General features: G+C 72.6%; 8 protein-coding genes and 1 pseudogene. 5 read left to right on the top strand and 4 right to left on the bottom strand.

Features of this window, described 5'->3' with window-relative positions; all coding sequences use genetic code 11:
- The first annotated feature begins 82 nt into the window (after positions 1 to 82).
- Positions 83 to 1,606, top strand: coding sequence for an NAD-dependent succinate-semialdehyde dehydrogenase (locus tag AXW62_RS15510; RefSeq protein ID WP_060945064.1), 1,524 nt, complete (start codon positions 83 to 85; stop codon positions 1,604 to 1,606).
- Positions 1,603 to 2,988: a class-II fumarase/aspartase family protein gene (locus tag AXW62_RS15515; protein WP_060945065.1), complete on the top strand. Its 1,386-nt coding sequence runs from the start codon at positions 1,603 to 1,605 to the stop codon at positions 2,986 to 2,988. The genes AXW62_RS15510 and AXW62_RS15515 overlap by 4 nt, the downstream gene beginning before the upstream one ends.
- Here the strand turns inward: AXW62_RS15515 and AXW62_RS15520 are convergent.
- Positions 2,982 to 3,605 (bottom strand): annotated as a pseudogene (locus AXW62_RS15520) (Rossmann-fold NAD(P)-binding domain-containing protein); the annotation flags it as partial. The gene AXW62_RS15515 and the pseudogene AXW62_RS15520 sit on opposite strands and share 7 nt — an antisense overlap.
- 97 nt (positions 3,606 to 3,702) lie before the next feature.
- Entirely contained in the window at positions 3,703 to 4,695 is a 993-nt protein-coding gene (locus AXW62_RS15525; RefSeq protein ID WP_060945066.1) for an LLM class flavin-dependent oxidoreductase, read from the bottom strand.
- Positions 4,696 to 5,011: 316 nt separating this feature from the next.
- On the opposite strand from AXW62_RS15525, the gene AXW62_RS15530 reads away from it, so the two are divergent.
- Complete coding sequence (locus AXW62_RS15530) at positions 5,012 to 5,776, top strand: DeoR/GlpR family DNA-binding transcription regulator (RefSeq protein WP_060945067.1); 765 nt, start codon at positions 5,012 to 5,014, stop codon at positions 5,774 to 5,776.
- A gap of 250 nt (positions 5,777 to 6,026) precedes the next feature.
- Positions 6,027 to 6,104, top strand: coding sequence for a 50S ribosomal protein bL37 (locus AXW62_RS47125; RefSeq protein ID WP_370454205.1), 78 nt, complete (start codon positions 6,027 to 6,029; stop codon positions 6,102 to 6,104).
- Between the two features lie 85 nt (positions 6,105 to 6,189).
- On the opposite strand, the gene AXW62_RS15535 is transcribed toward AXW62_RS47125, so the two are convergent.
- Positions 6,190 to 7,263: a tartrate dehydrogenase gene (locus tag AXW62_RS15535; protein WP_060945068.1), complete on the bottom strand. Its 1,074-nt coding sequence runs from the start codon at positions 7,261 to 7,263 to the stop codon at positions 6,190 to 6,192.
- A 169-nt stretch (positions 7,264 to 7,432) separates the two neighbouring features.
- Complete coding sequence (locus tag AXW62_RS15540) at positions 7,433 to 8,311, bottom strand: LysR family transcriptional regulator (RefSeq protein ID WP_060945069.1); 879 nt, start codon at positions 8,309 to 8,311, stop codon at positions 7,433 to 7,435.
- Positions 8,312 to 8,415: 104 nt separating this feature from the next.
- Between AXW62_RS15540 and AXW62_RS15545 the strand changes: the two genes are divergently transcribed.
- Positions 8,416 to 9,318: an alpha/beta fold hydrolase gene (locus AXW62_RS15545; protein ID WP_060945070.1), complete on the top strand. Its 903-nt coding sequence runs from the start codon at positions 8,416 to 8,418 to the stop codon at positions 9,316 to 9,318.
- The last annotated feature ends 258 nt before the right edge of the window (positions 9,319 to 9,576 follow it).

Below are 9,576 nucleotides of genomic sequence, written 5' to 3' on the forward strand. Positions count from 1 at the left end.
GGCCCTTCGCCCGTACGAGGGGCCACCCTTCGTGCGCCACCGGTGAACCAGCCATACGGCGCACCCCAGAAAGAAGAGTTCCATGAAGACAGTCACGCCGGACGACGTCATCGGCCGGGTGGAGAAGGGGCTGCTCATCGCCGGCCGGTGGCGGCCCGCGACGGCGGGCGCCACGTTCGCGGTGTACGACCCGGCCACGGGCCGGCCCCTGTGCGAGGTGGCCGACGCCACGCCCGACGACGGGGCGGCCGCCCTGGACGCCGCACACGCGGCCCAGGCCGACTGGGCGGCGGTTCCTCCCCGCCACCGGGCCGGGATCCTGCGCCGCGCCCACGATCTGCTGCTGGAGCGCATCGAGGAATTCGCGCTGCTGATCACCGCGGAGATGGGCAAGTCACTGGCCGAGTCCCGGGCGGAGGTCCGCTACGGCGCCGACTACCTGCGCTGGTTCGGCGAGGAAGCGGTGCGGATCGACGGCACCTGGAAGGTCAGTGAGGACGGCACCGCCCGCGTCCTGGTCACCCGCCAGCCGGTGGGCCCCTGTCTGCTGATCACGCCGTGGAACGCGCCGCTGGCGATGCCGGCCCGCAAGATCGGACCGGCCGTGGCAGCCGGCTGCACCATGGTCGTCAAGCCCGCCCCGCAGACACCGCTCACGACGGCCGCGCTCGCCGGCGTGCTCGCCGAGGCCGGCCTGCCCGACGGTGTGCTCAACGTCGTCCCCACCACCCGGGCCGCCGCGGTCACCGAACCCCTCCTCCGGGACGGCAGACTGCGCAAACTGTCCTTCACCGGGTCCACCCCCGTCGGGCGCCTCCTGCTCGCGCAGGCCGCCGGCACCGTGCTGCGCACCTCGATGGAGCTCGGCGGCAACGCGCCGTTCCTCGTGTGCGAGGACGCCGACCTCGATGCCGCGGTCGACGGCGCGATGACCGCCAAGCTGCGCAACATCGGGCAGGCGTGCATCGCCGCCAACCGCTTCCACGTCCACGCCGGTGTCGTCGAGGAGTTCACCCGGAGACTGACCGCACGCATGGAGGCGCTCACCCTCGGTCCGGGCACCGACCCGGCCACCGACCTCGGACCGCTGATCGACGAGCGCCAGCGGCGCCGCGTCGCCGGCCTGGTCGACGAGGCGATCGCCGCCGGCGCCCGGGTACGGACGGGAGCGGTGCTGCCGGAGGGCCCCGGCTACTTCTATCCCCCCACCGTCCTCACCGGCATCCCCGCCGGCGCGCGGATCACCCGCGAGGAGATCTTCGGCCCGGTCGCGGCGATCCAGACCTTCACCACCGAGGACGAGGCGCTCCGCGCGGCCAACGACACCGAGTACGGCCTCGTCGGCTACCTCTACACCCAGGACGTGAACCGGGCCCTGCGCATGAGCGAACGGCTGGAGACCGGCATGGTCGGCCTCAACCGTGGCTACGTGTCCGATCCCAGCGCCCCCTTCGGCGGCATGAAGCAGTCCGGCATCGGCCGGGAAGGCGGCAACACCGGCATCGACGAGTACCTGGAGCAGAAGTACCTCGCCATCGACATGAAGCCCGCCACGCGGGGGACCGACGCCGTCGAGGACCGCGCAGAACCGGAGCACAGCCGATGAGCAGCACCGTCTTCGACTCCGCGCTGTTCCGCGACATGTTCGGAACATCCCGGATGCGCACCGTCTTCAGCGATGACACGTACCTGGAGACGCTGACCCGCGTCGAGGTGGCCCTGGCGCGGGCACAGGCCCGGGTCGGAGTCATCCCCCGAAGCGCCGCGGACGCCATCGCCAGGGCCTGCGACCCACAGCGGCTCGACCGTGAACGACTGCGCCGCGAGACCGACAACGTCGGGTACCCGGTCCTTCCACTCGTCTCCCAGCTCTCCGAGCAGTGCGGCGACGACGGTGGATACCTGCACTGGGGCGCCACCACCCAGGACATCATGGACACGGCGACCATGGTGCAGTGCGCCCACGGACTGTCCCTGATCGGCGCCGCACTCGACGAACTCCGCGAACGGCTGCGCCGACTGGCCGCCACCCACATCGACACCGTCACCGCCGGACGGACCCACCTCCAGCACGCCCTGCCCATCACCTTCGGCTACCGTGCCGCGGTCTGGCTCTCCGCGCTGGACCGGCATGCCGAACGCCTTGCCGAGGTGCGACGACGCGACCTCATGGTGCAGTTCGGTGGCGCCGCCGGCACTCTGGCCTCCCTCGGACCCGGCCCCGAGGCTCTGCGCGTGCGCGCAGAACTCGCCGCGGAACTGGGGCTGCGGAACCCGGAGATCACCTGGCATGTCGCACGCGACGGCCTCACCTCGATCGTCGGACTCCTGGCTGCCATCGGCGCGTCCGTCGGCAAGATCGGCACAGACATCGCCCTCATGTGCTCGACCGAGATCGCGGAGGCGGCGGAGCCCTACGCCCCCGGGCGGGGCGCGAGCTCCACCATGCCTCAGAAACGCAACCCCATCTCCAGCGAGCTCATGATCGCTGCTGCCAGGCTTCTGCGCGACAAGTCCTCGGCCATGCTGGACGCGGCGCTACCGGACTTCGAGCGCGCCACGGGCCCCTGGCACATCGAATGGGCCGTCGTCCCCGAGGCGTTCCTCCTGCTGTCCTCTTCTCTCGCTCAGGCCACGCATGCCGTATCCGGCCTGCGGATCGACACCGGACGCATGCGCTCCAACGTCGACCTGACGGGAGGGCTCATCCTGGCCGAGGCCGTCATGATGGCCCTCGCACCTCGGCTCGGCCGGCAGCGCGCCCATCACGTCGTCTACGCGATATGTGTCCGGGCCGCGGAGAACTCGACCCCCCTCGCCGATGCCCTGTCGGAAAACCGGGACATCGTCGCGCACCTCGGTGAACAGCGGATACGACAGCTGTGCGACCCCGCCGCCTACCTCGGCAGCGCGAGGGCCATGACCCGGTCCGTCATAGCCCCCTCCGGCCGTCCCGGACCGGCGAACACAGCAGAACCGGCTCAGTGAGCGGTCTCACTGAGCGTCTGGCCGGCGATGTGGGCTGCGAGTCGGTCAGTGGCGGTGCGGGGCTCGCGGCCGAGGAGTTCGGTCAGCAGCGGGTCGGCTTCGGCGAAGTAGCCGGCGCGGGCGGCCTGGTACCAGGTGAGCATCAGTCGGGCCAGCTGCTCCGGGACGCCGATCGTGATCTGTTCGGCGACCCACTGCTCGTCGTCCAGGACGATGCGTTTGATGGTGCGACCGGTGAGGTCAGAGGCGATCGTGGTGAGATCGTCGAAGGTGACGGCGGTCGGCGCGGTGAGGGTGACAGGACCGTCGAAGGAGCGGTCACCGGCGAGGATGACCGCGGTGGCCTCGGCGATGTCGGCACGGTCGGTGTACGGGACGGGGCCGTCTTCCGGCTGGGCGATCTCGCCGGTCCGCCGCCACGGGCCGAGCACCTGGTCGAGTGGGTCGTAGGCGCCGTTGCGCAGTGCGGTCCAGGCGACTCCGGAGTCGGCGAGGATCGCCTCGGTGGCGATGTGGATGTCCGACGGCCGGTACGGGTTGCCGGGGACGGCGCCCTGCTGGCTCGTGTAGAGGATCCGCCGGGTGCCGGCCGCCACGGCTGCGTCGATGGCCGTGCGGTCCGGGTAGGTGCGTGGTCCCGGCACTGCGCGTGGTGCTCCGTCGGGCCAGGATCATGAGCCTGACTTCAGGGGCTCCACGAAACGGCCGGTCAGCTCAGGTTCGGGTGTCCAGGACGCGGGCGAGGGAGTCCAGGGCGGCCGGCGCGTCGGGGCCGACGGGGGTGAGGACGACGCTGGTGGCGCCCGCCGCATGGCGGGCGCTGATCGCCTCGCGCGCCTGGCCGGGGGTGCCGGCGATGCTCAGCTCGCGGACCCAGGCCGGGGGCATGGTCTCGGCGAACTCCTGGGGGCCGGAGCAGGCGGCGCGGTGTTCGCGCAGCGCGGCGGCGAACGGCAGCGGGTCGAGATGCGCGGCCCAGGCCGGTTCGCCGACGGCGGTGAGGCCCGCGCGGACGAGCGCGAGGGCGGTGTCGGCGTCGTCGTCGACGGCGGCGGCGTCGTAGGTGACGATCTCCAGGCCACTGGTGTGCGGGGCGGTGTCCATGTGACGCAGCGAGGCGGCGATGTAGGCCGGGGCGGCGGGCTCGGCGAGGAGGAGGCCGTCGGCCACGTCTCGCGCGACCGCCTGCGATTTGGGGCCGCGCACGCCGAGGACGATCGGGGGGACGATGTCGGGGACCTCGGTGATGACCACGCCTTCGCCGTTCACGTAACGTCCGCCCGGCGGGCCGGGTTCGCCGCGCACGAGCCGGCGCAGCGCGTCCGTGTACTCCCTGATCAGGGTCAGCGGGCTGGCGGGCCAGGCGCCGGCCTGCCGCATCCATGCGGGCATGCCGTGGCCGATGCCGACGATCAGGCGGCCCGGGTAGAGCTGGGCGAGAGTGGCCAGCTCCATCGCCGCGAAGCAGACGTTGCGGGCGCCGGCGGGCATGATCCCGATGCCGACGGTGATGCTCTCCGTACTGGCGAGCACCGGACCGGCTTGTGCGAGGCCGCCGCGGAAGCCGAGGTCCTCCACCACCCAGAGCTGGTCGAAGCCCAGTTCCTCGGCGCGCCGGGCGAACGGCAGCACGTCCTGGACGGGCAGGTCCCTGGGCAGCATGACGCCGATCCGGCCACGAGCCGGGGTGTCGTCGTGAACGGTCATGGCAGATTCCTTGTCGAGGAGGAGCGGGTCCGGTCCGCCGCGCGGCCCGGGTGGGAGAAGCCTGTGCGGCACGGTGTCAGGGCCGTGCCGCACAGGCGGTCAGGGGGCGACGCGGTCTCGCGCGGTGGCCGGGTCCGGCCACCCTGGACGGCGACCGGCCCGAACCGTGCGCGGGGGAAGCGGACGAAGGCCGCCACATGGTTGGCCCTCAGCGGTCGTTTCCCCCGCGGCCCACCATAACGAACATGTGAGGTGTTCAGTCAACTGCACTCCGAACATCTTGAGTGTTCATTTCGGGCGGTGATTCAATCCTGGTATGAGCAACGCAGACCGTCACCGGCTGATCGCCCAAGCCGTCACAGAGTCGGGCAGCGCCACGGTCGCCGAACTCGCCGTTCTGACGGGTGCGTCGGAGATGACCATCCGCCGGGACCTCGACACCCTGGCCGCGCAGGGCGTCCTGGAGCGGGTCCGCGGTGGTGCCCGCAACCTGCTGCTGAGGGGGCAGGAGCCCCCCTTCACCCTGCGCGTCCACGAGGCCGCCGACGCCAAGCGCCGGATCGCGGCGGAGGTGGTCTCGCTCATCGCCGACGGCGAGACCGTCGTCCTCGACAGCGGCACCACCTGCCTGGAGGTCGCACGGCTGCTGCGCGGACGGCAGGTCACCGTGATGCCCCTGTCGTTGCAGGCCATCCAGCTCCTCGGCGACGCCTCCGGGGCAGCCTCACTCCTGGTGCCCGGCGGGCGGCCGCGCAGCTCAGAGGGGGCCTTGACCGGCCCCCTCACCCTCGCCTCGCTGTCGGCGCTGCGCTTCGACACCGCCGTCCTGGGGTGCTGCGGCCTGAGCGCCGGGGAGGGCATGACCGCCTACGACCTCGACGACGCGGCCGTGAAGAAGGCGGCCATCGCCTCCGCCCGCCGGGTCATCGCCGCCGCGGACGGCAGCAAACTCGGCCGCACCGCCCGCGCCCACGTCGGCCCCGCCACGCTCCTGCACACCCTCGTCACCGACGCCGCGGCGCCCGCCGACCAGGTCGCCGCGCTCGAAGAGGCCGGCACCGTGCTCAGGACCGTTGACTGATCCGCTGCCGGAGGACCACGGCGACGGACAGCGCGCCGCCGCCGGTCAGCGCCGGTGGTCAGCGCCGTGGGGCAGCCCCGCCGGTCAGCGCCGCCCCGCCCGGTCCGGGAGGGCTGGGGTGTGAGGTGTCCCACGGAAGAGGGTGCCGTGTCGAGGGGCTGGGTACGCGCGCCGTGATCTCCGCTTGGGATACCGATGTCCTCGGTACTCGGTACGGAGGAGACGAGAGCACCCGTAGGGAGGAGGCGGCATGTCGTCGAAGCGACGTCGCAAGAAGAAGGCCCGTCGTAAGAACGGGGCCAATCACGGTAAGCGGCCCCAGTCCTGAGCTGAGGCCCTCCACCGGACCGTCCCGGGCGCCGGCGCGACGGTGATGGCGCCCGGGGCGGCGGTTTCCAGGGGCGGCGGACGGATCAGAGCAGGTCGATCAGGGCCTCGGTGAATTCCGCCGTGGTGGCGGTGCCGCCCAGGTCCGGGGTGCGGACGGGGGTTTTGGCCAGGACGGTCGCGATGGCGTCGGTGACGTGGGCGGCGGCCTCGGGGTGGCCCAGGTGGTCGAGCATCATGGCGGCGGACCAGATCGCGCCCAGCGGGTTGGCGATGCCGCGGCCGGCGATGTCGGGGGCGGAGCCGTGGACGGGCTCGAACATGGACGGGAAGTCGCGTTCGGGGTTGAGATTGGCCGCGGGGGCGATGCCGATGCTGCCGGCGACCGCGGCGGCGAGGTCGCTGAGGATGTCACCGAAGAGGTTGGAGGCCACCACGACGTCGAAGCGCCGCGGGTCCAGGACGAACTTGGCGGCGAGGGCGTCGATGTGCTCCTGGTCCCAGGCCACCTCCGGGTGGGCCGTGGCGCGTTCGGCGACGAGTTCGTCCCAGAAGGGCATGGTGTGGACGATGCCGTTGGACTTGGTCGCCGAGGTGAGGTGCCGGCCGCGCCGTTCGGCGAGCGAGAAGGCGTAGTCCAGGACCCGGGTCACGCCCTTGCGGGTGAACACCGCTTCCTGGACGGCCATTTCCTCCGGGAGGCCCCGTCCGAGACGCCCGCCGATCTCGCCGTACTCGCCCTCGACGTTCTCACGGACGACGACGAGGTCGACATCGCCGGGCGCCGCGTCGCGCAGCGGGCTGGGCACGCCCTCGAAGACGCGGATGGGGCGCAGATTGACGTACTGCTGGAAGCCCCGGCGGATGGGGATCAGCAGACCCCACAGCGAGACGTGGTCGGGGACGCCGGGATAGCCGACGGCGCCCAGCAGGATGGCGTCATGGCCGCGCAGCCGGTCCAGGCCGTCGTCCGGCATCATCGCGCCGAGGCTGACATAGCGCTCGCAGGACCAGTCGAACGTCTCGTAGCTGAAGCCGAGGCCGTGCCGGGCGGCGACGGTGTCCAGGACGCGGCGGGCGGCGGGGATGACCTCGGTGCCGATGCCGTCGCCGGGGATCAGGGCGATGCGGTGGTGGCTGGTCGTGCGGCGGTTCGTCATGGAGGCGATTGCAGCAGGGGCGCGTCCCGCGCGTCCAAGACGCAGATTCCATCGGTCTTATAGGCACCCCTTATCGGTCATCAGGGCCCCGCCACCGGGCCGCGGGCGGATGCGATGCGGGTGCGGCGCGGATGTGGTGGGGGTGCGGTGCCGATGCGGTGCGGGTGCCTCACGGCGCCGACGTGGCCGTCCTCACGAACGCCTCGGCCGCCGGTGTCAGCGGGGCCCGCCTGCTGACCAGGGCGATCCGCAGGCTGGTGCTCGGCTCCAGGTCCAGGACCAGGGCGCCCGCCCGCTCGGCGAGACCTCGCCAGGCGTCGGCGACCACGGCCAGGCCGACGCCCCGCAGGACCAGCGGCAGGATCGCCACCCGGTGCTCGGTCTCGACCGCGACGGTCAGCGCGATGCCCGCGGCCAGCAGGTCGTCGACGTAACGGCGCATGCCGGTGCCCTTCTGGCCCACGATCAGCCGGTGCCCGGACAGCCGCTCATGGCGTACCGGCGCACCGGGGCGGAACGGCCCGTCCGGGGGCGCCAGCAGTACGAAGCGCTGTTCGTGCAGCGGGTGGGTGCGGACATCCCGCTCCGGTACGGCACCGGGGGAGGCCAGCAGGCCCAGCTCGCATACGCCGGTGCGCACCATCTCCAGCACATCGCGCGGGGTGAACGCGGCCTGCACCCGCACGGACACCGCCGGATGGGCGCGGGTGAACCGGTCGATCATGCTGGTCAGCGGCTCGACGGCCTGGGAGGGCGGGGCCGCGATGTCCACCCGGCCGCCGCGCAGTCCGTGCACCGACTCCACACTGGCCCGCGCCAGCTGCAGACTGCGCACCGCTTCCCGCGCCGGCCCGATCAGCGCGGTGCCCGCTTCGGTGAGGACCGCCCGGCGGCCGATGCGGTGGAAGAGGTCGCTGCCCAGATCGCGCTCGAGGGCGCGGATGGCCTGGGACAGGGACGGTTGCGACAGATACAGCGCGGAGGCCGCCCGGTTGAACCCGCCGTGGTCCACCACGGCCAGGAAGTACTCCAGCTGCCGCACATCCACCGCGCGCCGCCTCCCCGCGTCCTACGCCCTCATAAGCCCTGCCTATAAGGATTGTCGTCAACCGGTCTTGGACACGCACCGCGGGTGGCTGCTGGGATCGCACCATGAGCGATCAGCTGCTGGGTGACTTCGAACACCGCACCATCGACGCCGACGGTGTGCGCATCAACGTGCGCACCGCCGGGGACGGCCCGCCGGTCCTGCTGCTGCACGGCTATCCGCAGACCCACCTGATCTGGCACCACGTGGCCCCGGTGCTCGCGGCCACGCATCGCGTGGTCCTCACCGATCTGCGCGGCTACGGCGACAGCGACAAGCCCCCCTCCGACGCCGAGCACACCCCGTACGCCAAGCGGGCCATGGCGCGCGACCAGCTGCTGGTGATGCGGGAGCTGGGCTTCGACCGCTTCGCGGTGGCCGGTCACGACCGGGGCGGCCGGGTCGCGCACCGGCTGGCCCTGGATCATCCGGAGGCGGTCTCCGCGCTGGCGGTCCTCGACATCGTGCCCACCCGCCACGCCTTCCGCCACGCCGACATGGGCTTCGGGCTGGGCTACTACCACTGGTTCTTCCTGGCGGCGGGCAACGGCATTCCGGAGCACCTCATCGGCCAGGACCCGGAGTTCTGGGTCCGGACCCGGATGGGGGCCCGCCATTACGGGGGAACCCCGTTCAGCGAGGCGGCCCAGGCCGAGTACGTGCGCTGCTTCTCGGACCCGGCGGCCATCCACGCCTCCTGCGAGGACTACCGGGCCGCCGCCTCCGTCGACCTGGTCCACGACGACGCGGACGCCGCCGCCGGCCGGCGGGTCACCGCGCCGGTCCTGGCCCTGTGGGGCGCGCACGGTTTCGTCGGCCGCCACTACGACGTGCTGGAAGCCTGGCGCGGCTACGCGGACGATGTGCGCGGGCAGGCCCTGCCGTGCGACCACTACCTGCCCGAGGAGGCACCGGCCGAGACGGCACACCATCTGCGGGCGTTCTTCGCGGCCGACGGCGGCGCCTGACCGGGGGCCGCGGCCGGGAGCGGGTGCGCGGCTGGGACCGGTGCGCGGGCGTCTGGGAGCGGGCGCGCGGCCGGGGCCGGGTGCGTGGGCGGGACCGGTGCGCGGCCGGAAGTGGGTGCGCGGCCGGGACCGGTGCGCGGTTCGCGTCCGGGGGCGGACCTCGGGGCCGCCGGACGCCGCCGACGCGCGGTGGGCCGGCACCGGCTACGCCGGGATGACCTGGACCAGGTCGGCGGGCATACGGGCCCTCAGATCACG

Origin of the sequence: Streptomyces hygroscopicus subsp. hygroscopicus (assembly GCF_001553455.1) — a bacterium.
Taxonomy (GTDB): domain Bacteria; phylum Actinomycetota; class Actinomycetes; order Streptomycetales; family Streptomycetaceae; genus Streptomyces; species Streptomyces hygroscopicus.

What these genes read in the sequence shown, in the direction of transcription:
- AXW62_RS15525 (WP_060945066.1), bottom strand. Translation starts at nt 4,695, where the DNA reads ATGACCGTTCACGACGACACCCCGGCTCGTGGCCGGATCGGCGTCATG.
- AXW62_RS15535 (WP_060945068.1), bottom strand. Translation starts at nt 7,263, where the DNA reads ATGACGAACCGCCGCACGACCAGCCACCACCGCATCGCCCTGATCCCC.
- AXW62_RS15515 (WP_060945065.1), top strand. Translation starts at nt 1,603, where the DNA reads ATGAGCAGCACCGTCTTCGACTCCGCGCTGTTCCGCGACATGTTCGGA.
- AXW62_RS15530 (WP_060945067.1), top strand. Translation starts at nt 5,012, where the DNA reads ATGAGCAACGCAGACCGTCACCGGCTGATCGCCCAAGCCGTCACAGAG.
- AXW62_RS15510 (WP_060945064.1), top strand. Translation starts at nt 83, where the DNA reads ATGAAGACAGTCACGCCGGACGACGTCATCGGCCGGGTGGAGAAGGGG.
- AXW62_RS15545 (WP_060945070.1), top strand. Translation starts at nt 8,416, where the DNA reads ATGAGCGATCAGCTGCTGGGTGACTTCGAACACCGCACCATCGACGCC.
- AXW62_RS47125 (WP_370454205.1), top strand. Translation starts at nt 6,027, where the DNA reads ATGTCGTCGAAGCGACGTCGCAAGAAGAAGGCCCGTCGTAAGAACGGG.